Here is a 24486-nt window from a genome sequence, read left to right on the forward strand (position 1 = left end):
GCGCGTGGCAGGCAGACCCGACGTAGCATGCCGGACATGACCACCACCCCGGATCGCAACCGCGTGCAGCTTCCCGGCATCAGCTCACGCGCCTACGAACATCCCACTGACCGGTCCGCGCTGGTCGCCCTCCGATCGCTCAGCGGATTCGACACGGTGCTCAAGCAGATGTCCGGCCTGGTCAGCGAGCGCCGCCTGCGCCTGATCTACCTCGCCTCGGCCGTACGCACCGGTGACACGCAGTTCCGAGCGCTGCACGACATGGGCCGCGACGCGGCCTACACGCTCGACCTCCACCGCATTCCCGAGGTCTACGTGCAGCAGAGCCCGCTGGTGCAGGCGAAGGCGATCGGCTTCGACGACCCGTTCATCGTCGTCACGACCGGCCTGCTGGACCTGATGGATTCGGAGGAGCAGCGCTTCGTCATCGGCCACGAGACCGCCCACATCCTGTCGGGCCACGCGGTCTACCGCACCATGCTCGACATCCTGACCCGTCTGGCCGCGCGCGTGGCCTGGATTCCGCTCGGCTACATCGGCCTGCGCGCGATCGTGGCCGGTCTGGAGGAGTGGCAGCGCAAGTCCGAGCTCTCCGCCGACCGCGGCGGCCTGCTCTGCGGCCAGGACCCCGATGCGGCGCTGCGCGCCCTGATGAAGCTCGCCGGCGGCTCGCGCCTGCACGAGATGAACATCGAGGCCTTCCTCGACCAGGCACGGGAGTACGACACCGCGGGCGACGTCCGGGACGGCCTGCTCAAGGTCCTCAACCTGCTGGGCACCACCCATCCGTTCGCCGTCTCCCGCGTCGCCGAGCTCGACAAGTGGCGCCGTGGCGGCGAGTACGACACGATCATCGCCAGCGACTACCCCCGCCGCGCCGACGACGCCAACGCGAAGATCTCCGAGGAGGTCCGGGCTGCCGCCCGCTCCTACCGCGAGTCCTGGTCGCAGTCCCAGGACCCGTTCATCGGTGTCCTGCGCGACGTAGCGGAAGGTGCTGTCAACGCCGGGGAGCGCATCTTCAATCGCTTCTCCCGCCGCGATGGAAATTAACCAAGAGTTCCACCGAAAGGGCCCGGACACCCGCCGGGCCCTTTTTCATGCGACCTGAGCCGGGGGCCTCCCTGACGCAGGACGCCCCCTACACGAGGAGGGCGATCGCGCGTACGGCCGCCGAACACAGGGCGACGAAACCGCCCAGCACCGCGAGCGCGCGCAGCCCCTCCTTGCGGAGCTCGACGAGCTCGGCGCCGATCCGCTCGATCTCCCGACCGAGGAGGCCCCCACAGACGACGCCGAACACGACACCGGAGACGGCGATCGGGGCCGAGTGCAGCCACCACTCCGGTGGCAGTGAGCCACCGAGGGTCAGCCAGAGTGCGAGACCCGCCAGGGCGGCCGCCGGCAGCCCCGGCCAGGCCAGGACGGTCAGCAGCGAGACGGCGAGGATCACCGGGAAGCCCAGCACCCGCAGGGCCACCCGGACCCTGGCCGACTTGCGCTTCCTGACCAGCCAGTGCCCGCCCCAGAGCGCGCGGGCCAGCGCGGCGAACAGGACGGTGACGGCGAAGGTGGCCGGCGGCCAGATGACCGTGGCCACGACGCACGGCACGGCCAGCACCGCCAGCAGGAGCAGCGCCGCGTTACCCGTGGGCAGCGGCCCCGCCCGGCCGGTGGCCTGAGCTTCCCCTGCCGCGCCGCCGGACCGTCTGCCCGCCCGGCGCCGGATCGCCCTGCCGTCCGCGGCGGAGGAACGCCCGCCCCGCGACGCCTCAACCGCCGCGAGAGCCGCACGCCCACCACTGGACACCTCAGCGGCCGGGGAAGCCTGACGCCCGCCCCGCGACGTCTCCCCCGCCGCGGGAAGCGCTCGCCCCGCGCGAGACGCCTCTCCGGAGGCGAGCGCCGCCCGTCCGCCGCGTGACGTGCCCTCCGCGGCGGCAGAAGGGCGTACCGCCCGCGCGGGCCCCGCAGAGCCTTCCGCCGCCGGAGTGGGCGGCCTTCCCCTGCCCGTCTCCGCCCTGGCCGATCGGCCGCTCCTCGCGGATTCGTCGCCCTTGGCGCGGGGCTTGGGACGGCTCTCCTGCTTCCTGGTTCCGCCGGGCTTCTCCCGTGCGGAACCGGCCGCCTTCCGGGAGATTTCCGCCTCGGGCGAGGCCACCCGGGCGAGGCGGCCGAGGCGGCCGGCCAGGAGGGCCGCGGTGGGGCGCTTGGCCGGCTCACGGTGCAGGGCCGCGCGGATCAGGGGCAGCAGGGCCGCCGGAACACCCTCAAGATCGGCCTGACCGTTGAGGATCGCGTACATCTGTGCCTCGACCGTGCCCCTGCCGAAGGTGGGCCTGCCGGTCGCCGCGAAGGCCACGGTGGCCGCCCAGGCATGCACGTCCGCGGGTTCGCCCACGGGCTCGTCGGCGAACAACTCGGGGGCGGCGTAACCGGGGGTGCCGAGGAAGGTGCCGGTCAGGGTGAGTCTGGTGGCGTCCAGGACGTGGGCGATGCCGAAGTCGATGAGGACGGGCTCGTCGTCCTCGTTGACCAGCACGTTGGCGGGCTTGAGGTCGCGGTGGACGACCCCGGCCGCGTGGATGATCGACAGGGCGGTGGCCAGCCCCTGTGCGAGGGTGAGCAGGCCGCCTTCCAGGGGACCGCCGCGCCGCACCCGCTCCAGAAGGGTTTCTCCCTCGATGTGCTCCATGACCAGGTAGGGCCGATCACCGTTGAGGTCGGCGTCGACGACACGGGCCACGTAGGGGCTCTCGACCCGGCGAAGGGCACGTACCTCCCGCTCCAGACGTATCCGGGCCTCGGAGTCGGTGTCGACCATGTCGTGGAGGACCTTGAGCGCGACGTTGTCACCCCGGCGGCCGGTGGCGAGGTAGACCTCGCCCATGCCTCCCCGGCCGAGACGCTCCAGCAACGTGTAGGGACCGACCCGCCCGAGACGACCCATATGACCTCCTGCGTCGGCCACATGGGTCAGGGACCGCTGCGCCTATCGGGTCGCTCGCTTCCGCTCGCTTCCCTGCTGTCCAGCCGTAGGAGACCACACCATAGCGGGCGAGTGTGACGTTTTCCCGATGGCACGCCGGACTCCCGGAAAGATCGGCCTGACGGGACGCGCGTCTCCTCATGCGCCTCGTCAGGCTCGGGTCAGACCACGCGCGGAGCGTCTCAGGGCCGGCGAGCAGGCCCGCGGACCGGGTCTTCCAGCAGGCTGTCGAGCTTCGCGGTGGGTTCCGCCGACAGGTCACGGCGCCGGGTGCGGCGCCAGTTGACGTGCCCGCGGCTCTCCATGAGCAGCAGCAACCGGTCCACAGCAAAAACGACAAAAGCTATGAAGAGGAGTGCAACCACGATTTCCATGAAGTCCAGTCAAACCACAAGCGACCGCGATCACATGGAGCGACACACCATAACGCTCGGCTACGAGCAGGGGCATCGCACGAAATCCCCGGTGGATCACACCCGTACCGCGCGGTTCGCGGAGTGTTCCCGATGCCGTTGATCCTCGTCGTCGGGAGCACTCCGCGGCCCACGCCCCTACCTCAGGCCGGCTTCGCCGAGGCGAGGACCGTGCCCTCGCTGGTGCGCAGGTGACCCTCGCCGGTGTAGACCCACTTGGTCGAGGTCAGCTCCGGCAGGCCCATGGGGCCGCGCGCGTGCAGCTTCTGGGTGGAGATGCCGATCTCCGCGCCGAAGCCGAACTCCGCGCCGTCGGTGAACCGGGTCGAGGCGTTGACCGCCACGGCCGCGGAGTCGACCAGGGCGACGAACCTGCGGGAGGCGCTGACCGAGCGCGTGACGATCGCGTCGGTGTGGGCTGAGCCGTACTTCCTGATGTGCGCGACCGCGTCCTCCAGCGAGTCGACCACGGCGGCCGCGATGTCCAGCGAGAGGTACTCCATCCGGAAGTCCTCCTCCTCGGCGGGTACCACGTCACCGTACGCCGCGACGCGGGCGTCACCGTGCACCGTGACGCCCTCCGCCGCCAGCGCGGCCAGCGCGCGCGGCACGAAGGTGTCCGCCACGGCCGCGTGCACCAGGAGCGTCTCCGCGGAGTTGCAGACCGAGGGGCGCTGGACCTTGGCGTTGATCAGGATCTGGATCGCCAGGTCGAGGTCGGCATCGGCGTCGACATAGACGTGACAGTTGCCCACGCCGGTCTCGATCACCGGGACCGTGGACTCCTCCACCACCGAATTGATCAGCGAGGCCCCGCCACGCGGGATCAGCACGTCGACCAGGCCGCGAGCCCGCATGAGCTGCTTGACCGAGTCGCGGGTCAGCCCGGGAACCAGCTGGACGGCCCCCGCGGGCACCCCGGTGTCCGCCAGCGCCTCCTGCATGATCCTGACAAGGACCCTGTTGGACTCGTACGCGCTGGAGGAGCCGCGCAGCAGGGTGGCGTTGCCGCTCTTGAGGCAGAGCGCCGCGGCGTCCACGGTCACATTGGGCCGGCCCTCGTAGATGATGCCGATCACCCCGAGCGGGACCCGGAGCTGGCGCAGTTCCAGTCCGTTGGGCAGCGTGCTGCCCCGGATCACCTCACCCACCGGGTCGGGAAGGTCTGCGACCTGACGGACCGCCTCGGCGATCGCCTCGATCCTGGTCTCGTCGAGAGCGAGACGGTCGATCATGTACTCGGAGGTCCCGCTCCCCCTGGCCTTCTCGACGTCGAGCGCGTTGGCCGCGACGATCTCGGCGGCCCCGGCCACGAGCGCGTCCGCGATCACCCGGAGCGCGGCGTCCTTCGGTGCCCTCGGCAGCGGGGCCAGCTCGGCGGCGGCCTCTTTAGCCGCCAGGGCTACCTTCAGGAAGTCCTCGGACATCTCGCGCTCCAAAAAGAACTAGTGGTGGGATTCCAGTATGACGATGTCGTCACGGTGGATGAGCTCTCGTTCGTACTCGGGTCCCAGGGTGGCCGCCAGTTCCCTGGTGGAACGACCGAGCAGTTCGGGGATCTCCCCCGCGTCGAAGTTGACCAGGCCGCGCGCGACCACCTGGCCACGCGGCTCGCACAGATCCACCGGATCGCCCGCCGCGAAGTCGCCCTCGACCGCCGTGACCCCCGCGGGAAGCAGTGACTTGCGGCGGCTCACCACGGCCTCGACGGCGCCGGAGTCCAGGTGGAGCCGACCCCGGCCGGTGGTGGCGTGGGCCAGCCAGAGCAGGCGGGTGCCCGGGTGGCGGCCCTCCGGGTGGAAGTAGGTGCCGACATCGGTTCCCGCGAGGGCCTGGGCCGCGTGCGCGGCGGCGGTCAGCACCACGGGAACGCCCGCCCCAGTAGCGATCTTGGCGGCCTGAACCTTGGTGATCATGCCACCGGTGCCGACCGCACCGCCCTTGCCGAGCTCGACCCCGACGAGGTCGGCGGGCCCGCGCACCTCGGTGAGCCGGCGGGCGCCGGGGCGGCGGGGGTCGTCGTCGTAGAGGGCGTCCACATCGGAGAGCAGCACCAGCGCGTCGGCCCTGGTCAGGTGGGCGACCAGGGCCGCGAGGCGGTCGTTGTCGCCGAACCGGATCTCGTCGGTGGCCACGGTGTCGTTCTCGTTGACCACCGGGACGATGCCCAGTTCGAGCAGGCGCGCCAGCGTGCGCTCGGCATTGACGTGGTGCGAGCGGCGCATCATGTCGTCGGCGGTCAGCAGCACCTGACCGACCCGCAGGCCGTACCTGGCGAAGGAGGAGGTGTAGCGGGCCACCAGCACGCCCTGGCCGACCGAGGCCGCGGCCTGCTGGGTGGCGAGGTCGCGTGGCCTGGCCGCCAGGCCCAGCGGGCCGAGGCCCGCCGCGATCGCGCCCGAGGAGACCAGCACGATCTGGGTACCGGACTTCCGCCGGGCACCGAGCACATCGACCAGGGCGTCCACCCGGTCGACGTCGATCATTCCCTGCGGAGTGGTGAGCGAGGACGAACCCACCTTCACGACGAGGCGTGAGGCCTTACGGATCCGTTCGCGCGCAGCGTCCACGACACGCACCTTTCAAAAATGATCATTGGAAGAACAGCCGGAGGCGTACTAACCGAGCCGGTTGTCCGACCCGCGCGGCCCCTGGTGCACTGCCTCGGCGTTGAGCGTCGGCTGCCAGTCGAAGATGTAGCCGTTCTCCATGGAACCGATGATCACTTCGGCCCCGGCCTTGGCCCCGGCCTTGGTCAGCTCCTCCTCGACTCCCAGCCGCTCCAGCCGGTCGGCCAGATAGCCCACGGCCTCGTCGTTGGTGAAGTCGGTCTGGCGGATCCACCGCTCCGGCTTGGCCCCGGTGACCTGGAAGGTGTCCTCGTCGACCCGGCGGACGGCGAATCCGGTGTCGCCGTGCTGCTTGGGCCTGATGACCAGTCGGGTCGGCTCGGGGACCGGGGCGGCGGCCCTGGCCGCGGCGACCATCTCCCCCATGGCGTAGGTCAGTTCCTTGAGCCCCTCGTGGGTGGCCGCGGAGATCGAGAAGACCCGTAGCCCCCGCTCCTCGAGCATCGGTCCGACGATGTCGGCCAGGTCACGGGCGTCGGGCACGTCGGACTTGTTGAGCACCGCCAGGCGCGGCCGGTCCTCCAGCTTGCCGTACGCCGCGAGCTCGGCCTCGATCGCCTCGTAGTCGCTGATGGGGTCGCGGCCCGGCTCCATGGTGGCGCAGTCGATCACGTGCACCAGCGTGTTGCAGCGCTCGACGTGGCGCAGGAACTCGTGCCCCAGGCCCTTGCCCTGCGAGGCGCCGGGGATCAGGCCTGGCACGTCCGCGACCGTGAAGACGGTCGCGCCCGCGGTGACCACCCCGAGGTTGGGGACCAGCGTGGTGAACGGGTAGTCGGCGATCTTCGGCCGGGCGGCGGACAGGGCCGCGATGAGGGAGGACTTGCCCGCGCTGGGGAAGCCGACCAGCGCCACGTCGGCGACGCTCTTCATCTCCAGCATCACGTCGAGCTCGTCACCGGGCTCGCCGAGCAGCGCGAAACCGGGGGCCTTGCGCTTGGTGGAGGCCAGCGCGGCGTTGCCGAGCCCGCCGTGCCCACCCTCGGCGATCACATAGCGGGTGCCCGCGCCGACCAGGTCGATGAGGACCTCACCGGTGCCGGCGTCCTTGACCACGGTGCCGTCCGGTACCGGGATGACGATGTCGGGACCGTTGGCGCCGTCGCGGTTGGACCCCTGCCCCTGCTTGCCGTTGTCGGCCTTGCGGTGCGGGCGGCGATGGTACTCCAGGAGCGTCGCCGTGCTGGCGTCCACCTCCAGGATCACGTCGCCGCCGCGGCCGCCGTTGCCCCCGTCCGGGCCCCCCAGCGGCTTGAACTTCTCCCGATGGACAGAGGCGCAGCCGTTTCCCCCGTCACCGGCCTTGATGTGCAGGACCACCTGGTCCACAAAGTCCGGCATCTCTACTTTCCTACCTCTATCTACGGGAACTTCTGCGGAAAACGCGAGCAGGGGTGGACCGCCGAATGCGATCCACCCCTGCCCTCAACGTCTGTCGGTGCGAATCTACTCCGCGACCGGAACGATGCTCACCGCGCGGCGCCCGCGCTTGACACCGAACAGAACGTGGCCTGCGGCCAGCGCGAACAGCGTGTCGTCACTGCCACGGCCGACGTTGTCGCCGGGGTGGAAGTGGGTGCCACGCTGACGAACGATGATCTCGCCGGCGTTGACCAGCTGACCACCGAAGCGCTTCACACCGAGCCGCTGGGCGTTGGAGTCGCGGCCGTTCCGAGTGGACGACGCGCCCTTCTTGTGTGCCATCTCGCAAAACTCCCGAAACTCAGGCCTGGTCGATGCCGGTGATCTTCACCTGGGTGTACCGCTGGCGGTGACCCTGGCGCTTCTTGTACCCCGACTTGTTCTTGTACTTCAGAATCCGGATCTTCGGACCCTTGGTCTCACCGAGAATCTCGGCGGCAACCGTGAACTTGCCCGCCTCGGTGGTCACGTCGCCATCGTTGACGACGAGGACCGTCGGCAGCGAAACCGTGGAACCGACCTCGCCGGCGACCTTGTCCACTTCAAGGACGTCACCGACGGAGACCTTCTGCTGCCTGCCGCCGCAACGAACGATCGCGTACACCGCGGAACCCTTCTTCTGACTGCTTGCTCGCTGGATGCTGCGCCCCGCATCCGGCTGTGGTCATTGATGACGTACCGGGTAGGCGCGCGAACAGGGCGCGCCATGAGCGCACCGGTTCACCAGAATACCGGATTGACGGTGTCCTGGTCGAACCGGGCGGAACGTCGGGGGTGCCGACCTCAGGTCCTGCTCCTTGGATCTTCTGCCTGCCTTGGTCACCCGGACGGGGCCTCGCGACGGTCTCCGTCACCCATAGCACGCTATGAGCTCCTTTTCCGCCCTACGAGGCACCGTCCGACAGACCCACGCCACGGCAAAATCTGCGGGACAGGACCTACTCGGCCGGCCTGGCCTTGCGGGAGCGTCTCCGCCCCCGGCCAGAAGCCTGTGCTGCCTGACCGTCCTCGTTCTGGACGCCATCAAGCGCATCGGTCACCGTATCACGACCCGACTGGTCACCGGCCGCCACAGCGTGGCTACCGTCCTTGCCGAGCTTCTCCGCGACGACCTTCTCGACCGCCATCTTGCCCTGCGTACCACGCGGCTCCGGCCTGCCCTCGACCGGCTCGGCCGAGACGTGCAGGCCGCGGCCGTTGCAGCACTCACAGACCGTGGAGAACGCCTCCAGGAGGCCCTGACCGACCCGCTTACGCGTCATCTGGACCAGCCCCAGAGAGGTGACCTCGGCGACCTGGTGCTTGGTACGGTCGCGGGCCAGGCACTCCAGCAGCCGCCTCAGCACCAGGTCCCGGTTGTTCTCCAGCACCATGTCGATGAAGTCGATGACGATGATGCCGCCGATGTCGCGCAGCCTGAGCTGGCGGACGATCTCCTCGGCCGCCTCCAGGTTGTTGCGGGTGACGGTCTCCTCAAGGTTGCCGCCCTGACCGGTGAACTTGCCGGTGTTGACGTCGACCACGGTCATGGCCTCGGTCCGGTCGATCACCAGCGAGCCGCCGCTGGGCAGCCAGACCTTGCGCTCCATCGCCTTGGCGATCTGCTCGTCGATCCGGTAGGCGGCGAAGACGTCGCCGTCCTCTTCCCACCTGCTGAGGCGGTCGGCCAGGTGCGGGGCAACGTAACGGACGTATTCGTCGACCGTCTCCCACACCTCGTCTCCCGCGACGACCAGCGAGGAGAAGTCCTCGTTGAACACGTCTCGGACCACCCGGACCGTCAGGTCCGGCTCGGAGGAGAGCAACTCCGGCGCGCTGGCCGACTTGGCCTTGCGCTGGATGTTCTCCCACTGCGCCGACAGCCTGGCCACGTCGCGGCTCAGCTCGTCCTCCGACGCGCCTTCGGCGGCCGTGCGGACGATGACCCCGGCGCTCTCCGGCATGACCTTCTTGAGGATGCTCTTGAGGCGGGTGCGCTCCTTGTCGGGGAGCTTGCGGCTGATCCCGGTCATCGAGCCGTCGGGCACGTAGACCAGGTAGCGCCCGGGCAGGCTGATCTGGCTCGTCAGGCGGGCACCCTTGTGCCCCATCGGGTCCTTGGTGACCTGCACCAGCACCGACTGGCCCGACTTCAGCGCCACCTCGATCCGCTTGGGCTGTCCCTCCAGCCCGGCGGTGTCGAAGTTCACCTCTCCGGCGTACAGCACCGCGTTACGGCCCTTGCCGATGTCGACGAACGCGGCTTCCATGCTCGGCAGGACGTTCTGCACCTTGCCGAGATAGACGTTGCCCACATACGACTGGCTCGCCTCGCGGTTGACATAGTGCTCAACGAGGACCCCGTCCTCCAGTACCGCGATCTGGGTGCGCCCGCCGGTACGGCGGACCACCATCATGCGCTCGACGGACTCCCTGCGGGCCAGGAACTCCGACTCGGTGATGATCGGCGGACGCCTGCGGCCGAGTTCGCGCCCCTCGCGACGGCGCTGCTTCTTGGCCTCCAGACGGGTCGAGCCTCGCACGCTCTGCACCTCGTCCACCGAGGTGCTGCGCCCGGCACGGGGCGCGCGGATGCGCACCACGGTGTTCGGCGGATCGTTGTGAACCTCGCCCGCCTCGTCGGTGCCCCTGCGCCGCCTACGGCGACGCCTGCGCGAGCTGCCGCTCTCCGAGTCCTCGTCCTGCTCGGCCTCGGACCTGTCCTCTTCGTCCTGCTCGCCCTCGGTCTCCTCGCTCTCGTCGAGGTCTCGAGTCTTGCCACGGCCCCGACCGCCCCTGCGGCGCCGACGCCGACGGCCACCGGCGTCCTCGTCTCCGTCCGTGTCCTCGTCCTCGGGCTCCTCCGCGATCTCGGCCTTCGCCTCGACGGGCTCGGGCTCCGGCTGCGGCGCGGGAGGCTGGACCGGCGCGGGCCGGGCGGCGGGCTGTGTGGCCCGCTGCGGGTCGGGTGCCTGGAACAGCGGCTGGAACACCGCCGCGGGTGCCTGGAAGGTCACCGAGGGCACCTCGGAACGTTCTTGGGCGACCAGCCCGAAGGGGTCGGCGAACAGTCCCGGCCGCCGTTCCTCGACGACTTCCTCACCCGCGGGCTCGTCATCGAGCGGTTCGTCAACGGGCAGTTCGAGCAGCAGCTCCGCCTCGGCCGTGGGCACCTCGCCGGTGACCTCCTCGGCCGCGGCCGGCTCCTCCCGCACGACTGCCTTCTTGCGCGTACGGGTGCGCTTGACAGGGGCGGCGGGCGCCTCCTGCGGCGCGGGCTCCTGAACGGCGACGGGCGCCGCGGGCTCCGCCTCCGCGACCGCCGTCTCGGCAGGCTCGGCGACCGGTTCGGTCACCTTCTTCGCACGACTACGCCGCGTGGCGGTGACGGCACCTTCCGTCGCGGCGGTCTTGCGCCTGGTGGCGCGCTTGGGCGCCGCCTCCTTCGCCTCCTCGGCCTCGGCGGGCTCCGCCGTGGGCCCGGACGCACCGGCCTCCGATGGTTCCGGCGAGATGCCGGACGCCGCCCGGGGTGCGGGTGCCGTCACGACCTCGGGAACCGAATCCGGCACCTCTGGCGGAGGTCCCGCGGGTCGGCTCGCGGCCCTGCGCCGGGGCGCCGGTGGCCGCGTCTCTTCTGTTGTCGTATCCCCACCGAGGCTGTTGACCCCGGCATTGGGCTCGTTGTCGAGCATGCGGGCGCTCTCCCGTTCAGCTCCCGGGCACGTCTCCGCGCCGCGCGGGAGCTCTCGTCTCTCACTGTCCGCCAGGCTCATAGCCCGGCGCCAAGTCCTATATGTCGCCGCCGACGTGCCTGCCCACCGGTTCCGCTTCGCCGCCGCGCGTAATGTCGCGGTCCAGGCCGAACGGATCAGCGGGCTCACCGGTACGAACGTCCAGCGGGCCCTGCGCCAGCCTGGTCACCTCGGGGGGCACCGGCGGCGCGAAGTCAGCCACAAGACGCAGTCCAGTGAGAACGTCGTCGGGTCGAACGGCAGGAGTTGCGTGCCGTACAACCATGCGAAGTATGACACATGGCCGACTGGACGCCTGACCTGCTGTTGTCCCTTTGCCCTCAAATGCCGCGAGGCTCAGCACCGCTTCTCGCGCGTCGAAACGTCGCATCCCCTTCTTGGTAAGGCGTTCGACCTCGATATGATCGGTGGCGACGAATTTCTCAACCGCGACACCGGCGAGGGCGAGATCGGCTCCGGGCAGCCGCAGTTCCCACGCCGAGCACTCCATCTGGTCGGCCAGACTCGCGGGGCCGGCCTCCACGATGTCGAGCACGTCGAGACCGGGAGGCAACGAGGCGTCCAGAGCGGCTCGCAGCCGCTCCGGGTCACACTCGCGCGTCAGGCTGATCTCGAGGTATTCGGCCTCGCTGGCGACCCCGGTGGGTGCGGCCCCTCCCACATAGGAGATCTTCGGGTGGGGCGAGAAGCCCGCGCTGAACGCCACCGGGACGTCAGCTCGCCGGACCGCGCGTTCAAGCGCCCGGGAGATGTCGCGGTGGCTGGTGAAGCGCAGGCGGCCGCGCTTGGCGTAGCGCACACGGAGGCGCTGCACCACTGGCGCGGGCGGCGGCCCGTCGGGAGCGGGTTTCAGGGTGGTGTCGTCCTTCCAAAGTCGTGGTCGTCATCTCTTGGGTGGGCGGCGCTCACACACCGCCTACCTCAGACAACCGTCAGTGGCAGCAGCTTCTTCCCGGTGGGCCCGATCTGGATCTCCGTCCCCATCGTGGGGCAGACGCCGCAGTCGTAGCACGGGGTCCATCGGCAGTCTTCGACCTCGACGTCGTTGACCGCGTCCTGCCAGTCCTGCCAGAGCCATTCGCGGTCGAGACCGGCATCGAGATGGTCCCAGGGCAGGACCTCGTTCTCCTCGCGCTCGCGGGTGGTGTACCAGTCGACGTCGACGCCGACCTTGGCCGCGGCGTCCATCCAGCGCTGGTAGGAGAAGTGCTCGCTCCAGCCGTCGAACCGGCCGCCGGCCGCCCACACCGCGCGGATGACCTCCCCGACCCGGCGATCGCCCCGCGACAGCAGGCCCTCCACGATCGAGGGCTTGCCGTCGTGGTAGCGCAGGCCGATGGCCCGGCCGTACTCCCTGTCACCGCGCAGGGCCTCCTTCAAGGCCCTGAGCCTGCGGTCGACCGTCTCGTGGTCGGCCTGTCCGGCCCACTGGAACGGGGTGTGCGGCTTGGGAACGAAGCCGCCGATCGAGACCGTGCAGCGGACGTCGCGCGACCCGGTGGCCTCTCGACCGGCCTTGATGACCTTCTTGGCCAGGTCGGCGATGCCCTCGACGTCGACGTCCTCCTCGGTGGGCAGGCCGCACATGAAGTAGAGCTTCACCTGCCGCCAGCCCTGGGTGTACGCGGTGGTGACGGTCCTGATCAGGTCTTCCTCGGTGACCATCTTGTTGATCACCTTGCGCATCCGCTCGGAGCCGCCCTCAGGGGCGAACGTCAGACCGGAGCGTCGGCCGTTGCGGGAGAACTCGTTTGCCAGGTCGATGTTGAACGCGTCGACCCGGGTCGAGGGCAGCGAGAGCGAGGTGTTGGTGCCCTCGTAACGATCCGCCAGCCCCTTGGCGACCTCACCGATCTCGGAGTGGTCGGCCGAGGAGAGCGACAGCAGGCCGACCTCGTTGAAACCTGACGCCTTCACGCCCGCCTCGACCATGTCGCCGATCGTGGTGATCGAGCGCTCACGCACCGGACGGGTGATCATGCCGGCCTGGCAGAACCGGCATCCCCGGGTGCAGCCACGGAAGATCTCCACGCTGAACCGCTCGTGCACGGTCTCGGCCAGCGGGACCAGCGGCTTCTTCGGGTACGGCCACTCGTCCAGATCCATGACCGTGTGCTTGTGGATCCGCCACGGCACGCCCGACCTGTTGGGTGCGACGCGCTGGATACGGCCGTCGGGGTGGTAGTCGACGTCGTAGAACTTCGGCACGTAGACCCCACCGGACTCGGCCAGCCGCATCAGCAGCCCGTCGCGCCCGCCGGGCGAGCCCTCGGTCTTCCACTCGCGGATGACCTCGGTGATCGCGATGGCGATCTGCTCTCCGTCGCCCAGCACGGCGGCGTCGAGGAAGTCGGCGATCGGCTCGGGATTGAACGCCGCGTGACCGCCGGCCAGGACGATCGGATCATCGTCGCCCCGCTCCGACGCCTCCAGCGGGATACCCGCCAGATCCAGCGCGGTCAGCATGTTGGTGTAGCCGAGCTCGGTCGAGAAGGAGAGACCGAGCACGTCGAACGCCCGTACCGGACGGTGCGCGTCGACCGTGAACTGAGGCACGCCCTCGGCGCGCATGAGCGCCTCCAGGTCGGGCCAGACCGCGTAGGTCCGCTCGGCCAGCGTCTCCGGCAGCTCGTTGAGGATCTCGTAGAGAATCTGGACGCCCTGGTTGGGCAGACCGACCTCGTAGGCATCCGGATACATCAACGCCCAGCGGACCGTCGCCTCGTCCCAGTCCTTGACGGTCGAGTTGAGCTCACCTCCGACATACTGGATCGGCTTCTGCACTCTGGGCAGGAGCGCTTCCAGACGGGGAAACAACGACTCGACAGACATGCCATCAAGAATATCCGCCTGGAGAGAGTGCCATAGGCAGTCACCAATGCCGATGCTAGAAAGACTGCCGCCGCATGTGAATCGCCTGAAGTATCCCAAAAGCAATCATGTTGGCGAAGGTGGCGGTACCGCCGTAGGAGACGAACGGCAGGGGAAGACCGGTGATCGGCATGATCCCGACCGTCATCCCGATGTTGACGAACGACTGGAAGGCCAGCCAGCACACGATCGACCCGGCCGCCAACGCGCCGAACCGGTCCTCGCACTCCCGCGCGATCCGCACCCCCCGCAGCAGGATCACCCCGAGCAGCGCCACCACGGTGACCGAACCGAGGAAACCGAACTCCTCCCCCGCCACCGTGAAGATGAAGTCGGTGTGCTGCTCGGGCACGAAGCGACCGGTGGTCTGGCCACCTCCGAACAGCCCCTTGCCGAACACCTCTCCGGACCCGATCGCGATCAACGACTGGGTGCTGTTGTAGCCGACCCCGCGCGGATCGCTGGCCGGGTTGAGAAACGCGGTGAACCGGGCGATCTGGTACGGCTCCAGGATGTCGAGGAACCACACGGCCGCCCCCGCGCCGAGCACACCGAGGGTGAGCCCGCCGATCCAGCGCTTGCGGGCGCCGGCCACGACGATCGCACCAGCCGTGATCACCCCGATGACCATCGTGGTTCCCAGGTCGGGCTGGAGCATCACCAACCCCATGGTGAAGGCGGCCACCACCAGCGCGATCACGACGTCGAAACTCCTCGGCCGGTCGGTGCCGCGGGCGGGCTGGGCCAGCAGCATGGCGAGCATCAGCACCAGGCCGAGCTTGGCGAACTCCGAGGGCTGGAACGCGAAACCACCGCCCAGCATGATCCACGAGTGTGCGCCGTTCACCGTGCTGCCGAGGGGTGTGATCACCAGAAGCAGCCCGATCAGCGTCACGCCGTACACCAGCGGCGCGAAGGTTCTCAGCGTCCGGTGGTCCAGCATCGCGGCCGTACCGGCCAGCACGGCCCCGATGACGAGGTTGAGGACGTGCTTCTTGACCAGTCCGGTGGAGCCGGCCGCCCATGTCCTGGTCGAAGACCAGACCAGCATCGTGCCGATCACCCCCAGGGCCGCCACGGCGACCAGCATCACCCCGTCCATCCGGCCCACCGCGGCGGCCGCCGCCACCGTCCTGCCGGCCAGGGACGTCCTCGGCGGCACGGCCGCCACCCGGTTCACACCGCCCTCCTGGCGGACGTCACCGCCGACGCCGTCACGGATCGCATCGCGGACGGGGTCACCGATGCCCCAACGGACCTCATCGCGCCACCGTCCCGTCTTTCGCGATCACCGGAAGCGCTCTCACCGGACGCCCGCCCGGCAGGATCGGGGAGGCCGGCTTTCCGTCGGGCTTGAACCCGAAGATGCCCTCGTAGATCTTCCGCACCGCCGGAGCCGCGGTCTGGGCGCCCATCCCGCCCTGGGACACCATGGCGACGATCACGAACTGCGGCTTGTCCGTCGGGGCGAACGAGGCGAACCACGACGTGTCGGCCTTGCCGTAAACCTCGGCGGTGCCGGTCTTTCCGCCGACCTTGACCTTGTTCATGGGAAACCCGACAAAGGCCCCGGCCGCGGTGCCGTCGGAGGCGACCTCGCTCAACGCCCCCTTGATGTAGGCCCGCTCCCGCGGTGAGAGCGGCAGCCTGCCCACCACAGGCACCTCGATCTCCTTGACCTTGGTGCCGTCGGGACGCACCAGCGCCCAGCCCAGCCGGGGGCTGCGCAGCCTGCCGTCCCCGACCAGCGCCGCGTAGGCCGCCGCCAGCTGCAGCGGCGTCACCAGCACGTCGCCCTGCCCGATGGAGAAGTTGGCGGCGTCACCGGGCCGCCACTGGTACCCCTCCAGGCAGTTCTCGTACGCCAGCCGCTTGAGGAAGGCGGCCCTGCTGGGGCTGCTTCTGGCCACCTCCGGGTAGCCGGTCCTGGCCCGCTTGCAGTTGGTGTCCTTGGTCGCCGACCAGAGCGTCTTCTTCCACGCCCGGTCAGGGATCCGTCCCGCCGACTCACCCGGCAGGTCGATGCCGGTGGGGCGGCCGAAACCGTAGGCGCGCGCCATGGCCGCCATCGGTTCCTTGGTCCTCCCCTTGGGATTGAGCCCGCCGTCGCGCAGCCACTGCTCGTAGGCCGCCCGGTAGAAGATCGTGTCGCAGGATTTCACCAGCGCCATGTGCAGGGTGAGCGTTCCCAGCCCGATACCCCGGAAGTTGTTGAACGGCCGGTCGCCCACCATGAAGGAGCCCGGGCAGTCGTACTGGCCGTGCAGCGGGTAGCCGTCCTTGAGCATCGCCGCCACCGACGACACCTTGAAGGTCGAGCCAGGCGCGAACTCGCCTTTGATCGCCCGGGAGACCAACGGCTTGCCCGCCTTGCCCGACAGCAGGCGCTGGTACTGCGCCTCGGAGATTCCCCCGGTCCAGATCGCCGGATCGTACGTCGGCGCGCTGGCCAGAGCGATGACCCTGCTCGTCTTCACATCCAGCACCACCGCCGCCGCGCCGTCGGCCGTGGGCGCGCCCTTCATCGCCTCGGCCAACGCCTTCTCCGCCGTGGCCTGCACCCTGGAGTCGATGCTGGTGATGAGCGTGTCGCCCGGCACCGGAGACACGTGCTGCTCCACCCCGATGACCTTGCCAAGCCGGTCGACCTGCACCCGCCGCATCCCCGGCGTCCCCCGCAGCGACACGTCGTAGACCGACTCCAGGCCGTCCCTTCCCACCAGGTCGACCCCGGAGAACGCCGCCCTGAGCCCGTCGCGCCTGTTCAGCTCCTCCTGCGTGATCGGCTGCAGGTAGCCGAGCGCCTGCGCTCCCGCGCTCCGGCTCGGATACTCCCGTACCGCCTGCACCTCGGCCGTGACCCCGGGGAACTCCTCCTGCCGTTCCAGGATCTGCAGGGCCTCGCGCGTGGTGACATCCGCGTCGATGGGGATCGGCTGGTACGGGGAGCCCGGCCAGCAGGGACGGGTGACCCCTGGCCCGCATGCCCTGATGCGCTCCCGTAGCTCGGCGGGGCGACGGCCGAGCACGGCGGCCAGCTTTTCGAGCACCTCCTTGCCGTTGCCCTCCATCCGGTTCAAGCGGGTGCGGTCGACCGAGACCACCAGCGTGGTCCGGTTTCGGACCAGCGGACGTCCCGTCGAGTCAAGGATCTGCCCGCGTACCGCGGGAACGACGACATCGCGTGTGCGCGTCTCGGTGGCGGCCACCACGTACTCCGGGCCACGCACCACCTGTACCTGCCAGAGCCGGACGGTGAGCAACGCCAGCATCGACACCACCAGCAACTGCACCACGACCAGCCGCCCCCGCATCAGGCCCATGCTCGCTCCTCCCACCACCGCTCACGTGTTCCCCAGCACGAGATGCCTCACAGGCGGCTCCGCATGACGTATCCGAGCACCTGGACGGGGCGCGGCTCCGGCCCGCAGACGAGCCTTCGCACCACCCACACCACCGGCGACGCGGCAAGCAGGTTGTAGAGCACCGCCTGCGGCAGCGCGGTCGTGAGCATGGACACGCCGGTCCGCGGGTCTCCCAGCAGGGCGCCGGTCGCCACCGCGATCACCGGACCGGCGACCGCGCAGGCCAGCGCCGCGAGCGGCCCCGCCCCCGGGTGGCTCTCCACCGCGCGTCCCGCGATGAAACCGACGAGGCAGAGCACCAGCGCGTGGTGCCCGAACAGGTGCGCGGCCGGTGGCAGCACATCGCTCAGAAGCCCGGCGGCGAAACCCATGACCGCCCCCGCCGCTGCCCCACGGGCCAGCGCGTACCCCACCACGGCGAGCAGCACCAGATCCGGCGCGGCCTGCCCCGGCAGCGGCAGCCTGTTGACGATGGTCACCTGGAAAATCATGATTCCCAGGAGCAGCGCCACGAAGATCGCGTTACGCCCCATCCCGTCAGACCCCCTCTCGCTGGAAGCGCGGAGGGGCCGCCTTTCGCGGGCCGGAGGGGAGCACCGCGTCACGCGGGTCGCGGCGCGGCGCCTGCACCACCACGCCGACCACGTCCAGCGCGGTGAGGTCGGCGTACGGCCGCGCGTACGCGATGCGGGTCAGCTCACCCGGCGTGGCCTCCACCCGCTCCACCACTCCGATCGGCACCCCCGCCACGTACGGTGCACCGCGCTGGGAACCGAAACTCACGATGCGGTGGCCGGGGATGATGGGCGCGGTCGAGTCGAGCAACCGGAAGCGGACCAGGCGGCCGTTCTCCCCCACCCCGTGCACCACTCCGATCTCGTTGCTTCCCTCCAGCCGGGCTCCGGCCGCTGAGGCGGGGTCGCTGAGCAGGACCACGGTCGAGGTGGACGCGCCCACGTGGATCACCCTGCCGACCAGGCCGTCGGCGTTCAGCACCGTCATCTCGGTGCGCACCCCGTCGGCGCGCCCCACGTCAAGCTCGACGGCCTCCTCGAACCCGGGGGCCCCGCGCCGAGCGATCACCTGGGTGGGCAGGATCTTGTATCCGCCGGCGCCCGAGACTCCGAGCAGTTTGCGCAGCTCCTCCGAACGCCCCCGGTCGAGGCTCTGCGCCACCAGGTCCCTCTTGAGCCGCTGGTTCTCCGCGAGCAACTCCTCGATGCGTCCACGCGCGGAAGGAGCCTCGGTCATCGTCTCGAAGAACTCGCCGACCGGCCGCACGATCCCCGACCCCACACTCTCCGCGGTGCCGAACAGCGTCGTGCCGACCATGCGGAGCGGCCCGAACGGGGACTGCGCGGCCGAACGGTGGTCGATGGTCACGAGCACGAGCGCGGCGGCCAACAGCAGCCCCAGGTTGACCCGTGCCCGGCGGGTGTCCTTCATCAGTGCCGCGGCTCGGGAACCAGGACCTGCTGCAGGGCGTCGAAGTCCTCGACGCACTTGCCCGTGCCCAGCGCCACGGAGTCGAGGGCGTTGTCGACGAGGTGGATCGGCATGCCGGTCTCGGCCTTCAACCGCTCGTCCATGCCCTTGAGGAGCGCCCCGCCTCCGGTGAGGGCGATCCCCCGGTCCATGAGGTCTCCGGAGAGCTCCGGCGGGCACTTGTCAAGTGTGGTCTTGACCGCGTCGACGATCACGTTGAGCGGTTCCTCGATGGCCTTGCGGATCTCGGCCGCCGACACCACGATCGTCTTCGGCAGACCGCTGACCAGGTCACGTCCCCTGATCTCGGCATGGCTCTCCTCCGGGAGCATGCAGGCGGAGCCGATGGCCATCTTGATCTCCTCGGAGGTACGCTCGCCGAGCATCAGCGAGTACTCCTTCTTCGCGAAGGCGATGATCGCCTGATCGAGCTCGTCACCGCCCACCCTGATCGACTGGCTGGTGACCACGCCGCCCATCGAGATGATCGCCACTTCGGTGGTGCCACCGCCTATGTCGACCACCATGTTGCCGGTGGGCTCGTGCACGGGGAGCCCAGCGCCGATCGCGGCGGCCATCGGCTCCTCAACGATGTAGACCCTGCGGGCACCCGCCTGGTATCCGGCCTCCTTGACCGCCCGCTGCTCGACGCCGGTGATCCCACTCGGCACGGCGATGATGATGCGCGGCTTGGCGAAATGGCGGCGCTTGTGCACCCGCTGAATGAAGTAGCGCAGCATGCGCTCGGTGACGTCGAAGTCGGCGATGACGCCGTCCTTAAGCGGACGGATGGCGATGATATTGCTTGGAGTGCGGCCTATCATCCGCTTGGCCTCGATGCCAACGGCCACGATCTTCCCAGTGATGCTGTTGATCGCTACGACGGACGGCTCGTTGAGCACGATTCCGCGCCCTCTGACGTACACGAGGGTGTTCGCGGTGCCGAGGTCGACTGCCATGTCACGGCCCAAAAAAGCAAGATTGCTGCCCATGAGGAAGGCTGGCCTCCTTCCGTCAGGTCGTCGGCGAAAACTACGGAACGCACTCGAATCGTAACGTGACGCACCCACCCTTGAGCGCAATGAGCCGGCCTACCGCAGCAAAATCTTGGGTTAGCCAAACAGGTCGGGCCCCGCCGTCCAGAAGGACGGCGGGGCCCGACAAACACGATAAAAGCGGGCGTCTAGAAGCGATCCGGGAAGAAGATCTTGATCTCCCTTGCGGCGGACTCGGGGGAGTCCGAGCCGTGGACGACGTTCTCGCCGATCTCCAGAGCGTGGTCACCGCGGATGGTGCCGGGAGCGGACTTGACCGGGTCGGTCAGGCCGGCGAGGGAGCGGAAGGCCTCGATGGCGCGCGGCCCCTCCAGCACCAGCGCGACCAGCGGACCGGAGGTGATGAACTCCACCAGCTCACCGAAGAACGGCCGCTCGGAGTGCTCGGCGTAGTGCGTCTTGGCGGTGTCGACGTCCAGGGTGCGCAGCTCCAGCGCCACGACCTTCAGACCCTTGCGCTCGACACGGGCGATCACGTCGCCGATGAGACCACGCGCCACACCGTCGGGCTTGATCAGGACAAGGGTGCGCTCGGACACTGAGGTTCTCCTTCGAACACGTATGGGTCGCTGACTGCGGTAATCGCGCGAAGTTTACCGCCCTTCACGCGCTTTCCCGTGGTCGGCGAAGTCACCGCAGGGCCGGACCGCTCCCCGGGCCGTCCTCCGGGGAGGGCGCGGGCGGCGGCACCACCACCGGCGGCGCGACCACCTTCTCCGGCTCCGGCTCCGTGTCGGGGTCCCGCTCGGGAACACGGTCCGGCTCGTGACGAGGCCTGGACCTGTTGCCCTTGCCGGCTCCGGTACCTCCTCCGGCCGCGGCGACAGACCCGCGCTCGGGCCCGCGCTCGGGCCCGGTCTCCGGCTTCGAGCGGGCCGGCGTGTGGGAACCGGTCACCGCCTCGGAGCGTGGCCGCACCACCGTGGGCCCCGGCTGCCCTCGCGTGACGGCCTCCTGCCACGCACCGCCGGCGGGATCGATCTCCCCCGCGGGAGAGGGCACCAGCCCGGAGGCGGTGCCCGCCGCCGGCGAGGTGCCCGCCGTACCGGCATCCGGCGGGCTATCCGGACTCCCCGGTAGGAGACGGGCCAGCACGGCAGCGAGCACGATCACCACGAGCACCAGGCCGCCCCCGATCAGTGCCCACAGGTGCAGAGCGTCCACGAACCCGTCGACCAGCGCCTGCGGGGTCTTGGCCTCCCGCAGTTGGGCGACCTGGACACCGCTGCCCAGCAGGAATCCGGCCAGCACCGCGGGGAAGAACAGCGACAGCGCCAGGAGCGCGGCCTCCTCGGCACAGGAACGCAACGCGCCGGTGAGGGCCACCGAGGCGCCGCCCGCGAGCAGCGTGAACGGGAGGATCAGCGCGAGCCCGCCCGGAGCGGGCAGGAACAGCCGTACCGCACACAGGCCCGCGACCACCACCACCAGTCCACCGGCGGTGACCATGGGCATGGCCGTGGCGCCCAGCCGGTTCGTCAGCGCGGCGGCCAGGAGGGCCACCACGGTGGCGATCGCGAAAGCCGACCAGAGGCCGGACAGGCCCGGACCTCCCAGCCCGCCGAGTTCGACGTAGGTGACCTGGGCCGCGGTGGGCAGGACAACGACGCCGACCGCGACCATCGCGTAGGCCGGCGCGCGGCCGGCGGCCCCCAGTGAGGCTCCCGAGGAGGCCAGGGCGAGCAGCACGACGACGGACACCAGGGCCGCGCGGATCACGAGACTCGCCGACCAGTTGAACGTGCTGCCCAGGGCGAGGGCCGCGACGCCCGCGGCGGGCACGACCGCCCACAGTGTGCGCCCGCGTGCCGTGACGACCGCGCCCGGACCGGCAGTGCTCTCACCGTCCTTCAGCCACAGCACGAGGTAGAGCGCGGCCAGCACGAGCGCCACCCCGGTGAGCATCGGGTACGGCTGCAGGGTGACGCGCCAGGAGTCGACCTGGTCGAGGGGCCAGAGCGCGAGCGCCTGTGCGGCCAGGAGACTCGCCGCCAGCGTGGCCGCCCACAGCGCCCGCAGGAACGATGAGCGCCCCCAGACGGCCATCAGGGTGGCGGGGACCAGCAAGCCCGCGCCGACACCGTGCAGGACCCGCAGGACCCCTACCAGCATCGTGGACCCCGCATAGCCGCCGGCGGCGTCCGCGAAGGCGAGCAGGGCCAGCCCCGCGACCATCATCGGGGCCGCCCGCACCCGGCGTACGAGCACCGCGGCCACCGGCATGGTCAGGACCATCGCGGGGAGCGCCAGCCCATGCGCCCTGATCATCGCTATCTGCGAGACTTCCGGCGGCAGGAGGGCGGCGACCACCGAGATGGTGTTGGGGATCGCGACGATCGCCAACGGCAGCACTACCGCGACGAGCAGTCCGAGGACGACGTCGAGCATCAACGAGACACGGAGTGCGCGCACCAGGCCCGTGGGCCCGGCGCCCACTGCCCGGGTCGGCTGGATGGGAGGGACGGCCATGTTGGCCGACTTTAGCGAGAAGTCACGCCCTCGACACGGCGAGCGACGAATATCGCTGTGATCCACAGCGCGGCGAAGATCACTCCGAGGAGGAACATGGTCGGGACCATGAAGCCGGAGGCGATGGCGAGCACCTGGATCAGGCTTCCCGCGACGTAGGCGAAAGGCCGCTTGAGCAGGCCGATGACCAACACGCAGAGGAGCGCCAGACCCAGCCCGACGGTGGCCGCGACGGCCGGTTCGACGCCCTGGACGTTGATGGCCACCGGAGTGAACAGCCCGACGACTATGGCCTCCATGCCGAGCACGCTGGCACAGAGGCGCCTCATGCCCGGAGTGACCGTGATCATTTCTCGCTCCTCCTCAGTCGCCCGGCCGGCGGCCGCCGACACTCACCGCTCATCGCGTCTCATCTGCCTTGAGCAGGAGCCGCGCGTCGCCGGCGGTGACCACGGAACCCGTGATCAACACCCCGGCACCGCTGAACTCTCCCAGAGCGTCGACCATGCCGATCGCCTTGTCGATCGCACTGTCCAACCGCTCGACCTGGTGCACCCGGTCGAGACCGAAGATCTCCTCGGCCAGCGCGGCGAGATCGTCCACGTCCATGGACCTTGGCGAGGAGTTCCGGGTCACCACGATCTCGTCCATCATCGGCTCCAGCAGTTCCAGGATGCCCTCGACGTCCTTGTCCTCGAACACCGCCACCACTCCAATGAGCTTCGCGAAGTCGAAGGACTCGTGCACCGCGTCCAGAGTGGCCCGCATCCCCGCCGGGTTGTGCGCGGCGTCGACGATGACCGTGGGGCCTCGGCGCACCACCTCCAGCCTGCCGGGCGAACGCACCCCCAGGAACGCCTGCCGCACCAGCTCGGTGTCGAGAGGCTCGTCCCCGCCGGTCAGCGCCTCGACCGCGGCCAGGGCGCAGGCGGCGTTGCTCGCCTGGTGGGCGCCGTACAGGGGAAGCAGGATGTCGTCATAGGTCCCCTTGAGGCCCTTGAGCCGGAGCAGTTGCCCGCCGATGGCGAGCTCCCGGCCCAGCACTCCGAACTCCAGCCCCTCGCGTGCCACGGTGGCGCCCGTCTCGGCCGCCTGCCTCATCAGCACCTCTGCTGCGGGAAGCTCCTGCTGCGCGAGCACGGCGGTCGCCCCGGGCTTGATGATGCCGGCCTTCTCCCCCGCGATCGTCTCGACGTCGGGCCCGAGGTAGTCGACATGGTCGAGGGAGATGGGCGTGATGACCGCCACAGCGCCGTCCGCGACGTTGGTGGCGTCGGTGATGCCGCCCATTCCCGTCTCGATGACTGCGACGTCCACGGGGGCGTCGGCGAACGCGGCGAACGCCATCGCGGTGAGGGTCTCGAAGAAGGAGAGCCGTCGCCCTTGAGCGTCGACCATCTCCAGGTAGGGCGCGATGTCCTCGTAGACCTCGACGAAGCGCTCCTCACTCAGTGGAGCGCCGTCCACGCTGATGCGCTCGCGCATGGAGACCAGGTGCGGGCTGGTGAACCGGCCGACACGCAGATTACGCTCGCGCAGCAGCGCCTCGATCATCCGGGTCGTACTGGACTTACCATTCGTGCCGGCCACGTGCACGACGGGATAGGAGTGCTGCGGGGAACCGAGCAGATCCACAAGCGCGGCGATCCTGTCGAGGCTGGGCTCGAAGTTCCACTCGACTCCGCGCTGCATGATCGCTTGTTCAACCGCTCGATAGTCCACGCCTCCAGCCTACTGACGTCCCGGTCAGGTTCCGGACACGAGTACCCTCAACGCGAAAAAGGGCCCCAGCACCTGGTGTGGCGCTTTTCAATGGAAAGGCTCTCACCGGCCAGAGCCCCGGCCTTTCGGAACTCTCCTGGAAGGTAGGAGGATCATCGGCTGACGGCCCGGATTCCAGAGCAAGGGCTCCCACCAGCCGGTCGAGGCTTAAAAACCCCTCCCCGAAAGCTCTCCGGAAAACAGGAAGGCCCCACCGCGTGGTGAGGCCCCGGGAACGAAACTCCCCCGGGAAAGCACGAAGGCCCTCACCGAAAGGTGAGGGCCCTCATAT

The 24486-nt window shown here is 69.6% G+C and carries 20 protein-coding genes; 1 reads left to right on the forward strand and 19 read right to left on the reverse strand.

What is annotated here, in order from left to right; all coding sequences use genetic code 11:
• Positions 1-27: 27 nt before the first annotated feature.
• Positions 28-1053, forward strand: a complete 1026-nt coding sequence (locus tag IG98_RS0139495) for a M48 family metallopeptidase (protein WP_030924766.1) — start codon at positions 28-30, stop codon at positions 1051-1053.
• A gap of 88 nt (positions 1054-1141) precedes the next feature.
• Here the strand turns inward: IG98_RS0139495 and IG98_RS0139500 are convergent, their stop codons facing one another.
• From IG98_RS0139500 to IG98_RS0139590, 19 genes are all read right to left on the reverse strand, one after another.
• Positions 1142-2950: a serine/threonine-protein kinase gene (locus IG98_RS0139500; RefSeq protein WP_030924768.1), complete on the reverse strand. Its 1809-nt coding sequence runs from the start codon at positions 2948-2950 to the stop codon at positions 1142-1144.
• Between the two features lie 221 nt (positions 2951-3171).
• Positions 3172-3363 carry a hypothetical protein gene (locus IG98_RS0139505; RefSeq protein WP_030924770.1) on the reverse strand — a complete coding sequence of 64 codons (192 nt, stop codon included), beginning with the start codon at positions 3361-3363 and terminating at the stop codon, positions 3172-3174.
• 182 nt (positions 3364-3545) lie between these two features.
• Positions 3546-4829: a glutamate-5-semialdehyde dehydrogenase gene (locus IG98_RS0139510; protein ID WP_030924772.1), complete on the reverse strand. Its 1284-nt coding sequence runs from the start codon at positions 4827-4829 to the stop codon at positions 3546-3548.
• Between the two features lie 18 nt (positions 4830-4847).
• Positions 4848-5972 carry a glutamate 5-kinase gene (gene proB, locus IG98_RS0139515; protein WP_030924774.1) on the reverse strand — a complete coding sequence of 375 codons (1125 nt, stop codon included), beginning with the start codon at positions 5970-5972 and terminating at the stop codon, positions 4848-4850.
• A 48-nt stretch (positions 5973-6020) separates the two neighbouring features.
• Entirely contained in the window at positions 6021-7373 is a 1353-nt protein-coding gene (gene obgE, locus IG98_RS0139520; RefSeq protein ID WP_030924777.1) for a GTPase ObgE, read from the reverse strand.
• Positions 7374-7478: 105 nt separating this feature from the next.
• Complete coding sequence (gene rpmA / locus IG98_RS0139525; RefSeq protein ID WP_030924780.1) at positions 7479-7736, reverse strand: 50S ribosomal protein L27; 258 nt, start codon at positions 7734-7736, stop codon at positions 7479-7481.
• 19 nt (positions 7737-7755) lie between these two features.
• Entirely contained in the window at positions 7756-8058 is a 303-nt protein-coding gene (rplU, locus tag IG98_RS0139530) for a 50S ribosomal protein L21 (protein WP_030924785.1), read from the reverse strand.
• 334 nt (positions 8059-8392) lie between these two features.
• Positions 8393-11128, reverse strand: a complete 2736-nt coding sequence (locus IG98_RS0139535) for an Rne/Rng family ribonuclease (RefSeq protein ID WP_030924788.1) — start codon at positions 11126-11128, stop codon at positions 8393-8395.
• 97 nt (positions 11129-11225) lie between these two features.
• Positions 11226-12005 carry a TIGR03936 family radical SAM-associated protein gene (locus IG98_RS0139540; protein ID WP_030924790.1) on the reverse strand — a complete coding sequence of 260 codons (780 nt, stop codon included), beginning with the start codon at positions 12003-12005 and terminating at the stop codon, positions 11226-11228.
• Positions 12006-12109: 104 nt separating this feature from the next.
• On the reverse strand, positions 12110-14020 hold the full coding sequence (locus tag IG98_RS0139545) for a TIGR03960 family B12-binding radical SAM protein (RefSeq protein ID WP_030924792.1): 1911 nt from the start codon (positions 14018-14020) through the stop codon (positions 12110-12112).
• 55 nt (positions 14021-14075) lie between these two features.
• Complete coding sequence (gene rodA / locus IG98_RS0139550; RefSeq protein WP_030924795.1) at positions 14076-15239, reverse strand: rod shape-determining protein RodA; 1164 nt, start codon at positions 15237-15239, stop codon at positions 14076-14078.
• 79 nt (positions 15240-15318) lie between these two features.
• Positions 15319-17382, reverse strand: coding sequence for a penicillin-binding protein 2 (gene mrdA / locus IG98_RS0139555; RefSeq protein WP_051753520.1), 2064 nt, complete (start codon positions 17380-17382; stop codon positions 15319-15321).
• A gap of 47 nt (positions 17383-17429) precedes the next feature.
• The gene (mreD, locus tag IG98_RS0139560; protein WP_030924800.1) at positions 17430-17957 is read right to left on the reverse strand and encodes a rod shape-determining protein MreD; all 528 of its coding nucleotides are present in this window, start codon (positions 17955-17957) and stop codon (positions 17430-17432) included.
• A 4-nt stretch (positions 17958-17961) separates the two neighbouring features.
• The gene (mreC, locus tag IG98_RS0139565; protein ID WP_037972517.1) at positions 17962-18870 is read right to left on the reverse strand and encodes a rod shape-determining protein MreC; all 909 of its coding nucleotides are present in this window, start codon (positions 18868-18870) and stop codon (positions 17962-17964) included.
• Positions 18870-19901 carry a rod shape-determining protein gene (mreB, locus tag IG98_RS0139570; protein WP_030924806.1) on the reverse strand — a complete coding sequence of 344 codons (1032 nt, stop codon included), beginning with the start codon at positions 19899-19901 and terminating at the stop codon, positions 18870-18872. Before mreB ends, mreC begins: the two co-directional genes overlap by 1 nt.
• Before the next feature lie 191 nt (positions 19902-20092).
• The gene (gene ndk / locus IG98_RS0139575) at positions 20093-20503 is read right to left on the reverse strand and encodes a nucleoside-diphosphate kinase (RefSeq protein WP_030924808.1); all 411 of its coding nucleotides are present in this window, start codon (positions 20501-20503) and stop codon (positions 20093-20095) included.
• A 91-nt stretch (positions 20504-20594) separates the two neighbouring features.
• Positions 20595-22433: a hypothetical protein gene (locus IG98_RS0139580; protein ID WP_030924811.1), complete on the reverse strand. Its 1839-nt coding sequence runs from the start codon at positions 22431-22433 to the stop codon at positions 20595-20597.
• Positions 22434-22444: 11 nt separating this feature from the next.
• A complete protein-coding gene (locus IG98_RS0139585) occupies positions 22445-22783 on the reverse strand; it encodes a DUF4233 domain-containing protein (protein ID WP_030924813.1) in 339 nt (112 codons plus the stop codon).
• Positions 22784-22832: 49 nt separating this feature from the next.
• On the reverse strand, positions 22833-24125 hold the full coding sequence (locus IG98_RS0139590; protein ID WP_051753521.1) for a bifunctional folylpolyglutamate synthase/dihydrofolate synthase: 1293 nt from the start codon (positions 24123-24125) through the stop codon (positions 22833-22835).
• Positions 24126-24486: the final 361 nt, after the last annotated feature.

Source organism: Streptosporangium amethystogenes (genome assembly GCF_000721075.1).
Classification (GTDB): Bacteria; Actinomycetota; Actinomycetes; order Streptosporangiales; family Streptosporangiaceae; genus Streptosporangium; species Streptosporangium amethystogenes.

Bases quoted from the DNA above. Each gene is read 5' to 3' on its own strand.
- rpmA (WP_030924780.1), bottom strand. From the start codon at position 7,736: ATGGCACACAAGAAGGGCGCGTCGTCCACTCGGAACGGCCGCGACTCC.
- IG98_RS0139495 (WP_030924766.1), top strand. From the start codon at position 28: ATGCCGGACATGACCACCACCCCGGATCGCAACCGCGTGCAGCTTCCC.
- IG98_RS0139590 (WP_051753521.1), bottom strand. From the start codon at position 24,125: ATGCAGCGCGGAGTCGAGTGGAACTTCGAGCCCAGCCTCGACAGGATC.
- IG98_RS0139585 (WP_030924813.1), bottom strand. From the start codon at position 22,783: ATGATCACGGTCACTCCGGGCATGAGGCGCCTCTGTGCCAGCGTGCTC.
- obgE (WP_030924777.1), bottom strand. From the start codon at position 7,373: ATGCCGGACTTTGTGGACCAGGTGGTCCTGCACATCAAGGCCGGTGAC.
- IG98_RS0139580 (WP_030924811.1), bottom strand. From the start codon at position 22,433: ATGGCCGTCCCTCCCATCCAGCCGACCCGGGCAGTGGGCGCCGGGCCC.
- IG98_RS0139510 (WP_030924772.1), bottom strand. From the start codon at position 4,829: ATGTCCGAGGACTTCCTGAAGGTAGCCCTGGCGGCTAAAGAGGCCGCC.
- IG98_RS0139545 (WP_030924792.1), bottom strand. From the start codon at position 14,020: ATGTCTGTCGAGTCGTTGTTTCCCCGTCTGGAAGCGCTCCTGCCCAGA.
- mreD (WP_030924800.1), bottom strand. From the start codon at position 17,957: ATGGGGCGTAACGCGATCTTCGTGGCGCTGCTCCTGGGAATCATGATT.
- mreC (WP_037972517.1), bottom strand. From the start codon at position 18,870: ATGAAGGACACCCGCCGGGCACGGGTCAACCTGGGGCTGCTGTTGGCC.
- mrdA (WP_051753520.1), bottom strand. From the start codon at position 17,382: ATGGGCCTGATGCGGGGGCGGCTGGTCGTGGTGCAGTTGCTGGTGGTG.
- IG98_RS0139500 (WP_030924768.1), bottom strand. From the start codon at position 2,950: ATGGGTCGTCTCGGGCGGGTCGGTCCCTACACGTTGCTGGAGCGTCTC.
- IG98_RS0139505 (WP_030924770.1), bottom strand. From the start codon at position 3,363: ATGGAAATCGTGGTTGCACTCCTCTTCATAGCTTTTGTCGTTTTTGCT.
- IG98_RS0139535 (WP_030924788.1), bottom strand. From the start codon at position 11,128: ATGCTCGACAACGAGCCCAATGCCGGGGTCAACAGCCTCGGTGGGGAT.
- mreB (WP_030924806.1), bottom strand. From the start codon at position 19,901: ATGGGCAGCAATCTTGCTTTTTTGGGCCGTGACATGGCAGTCGACCTC.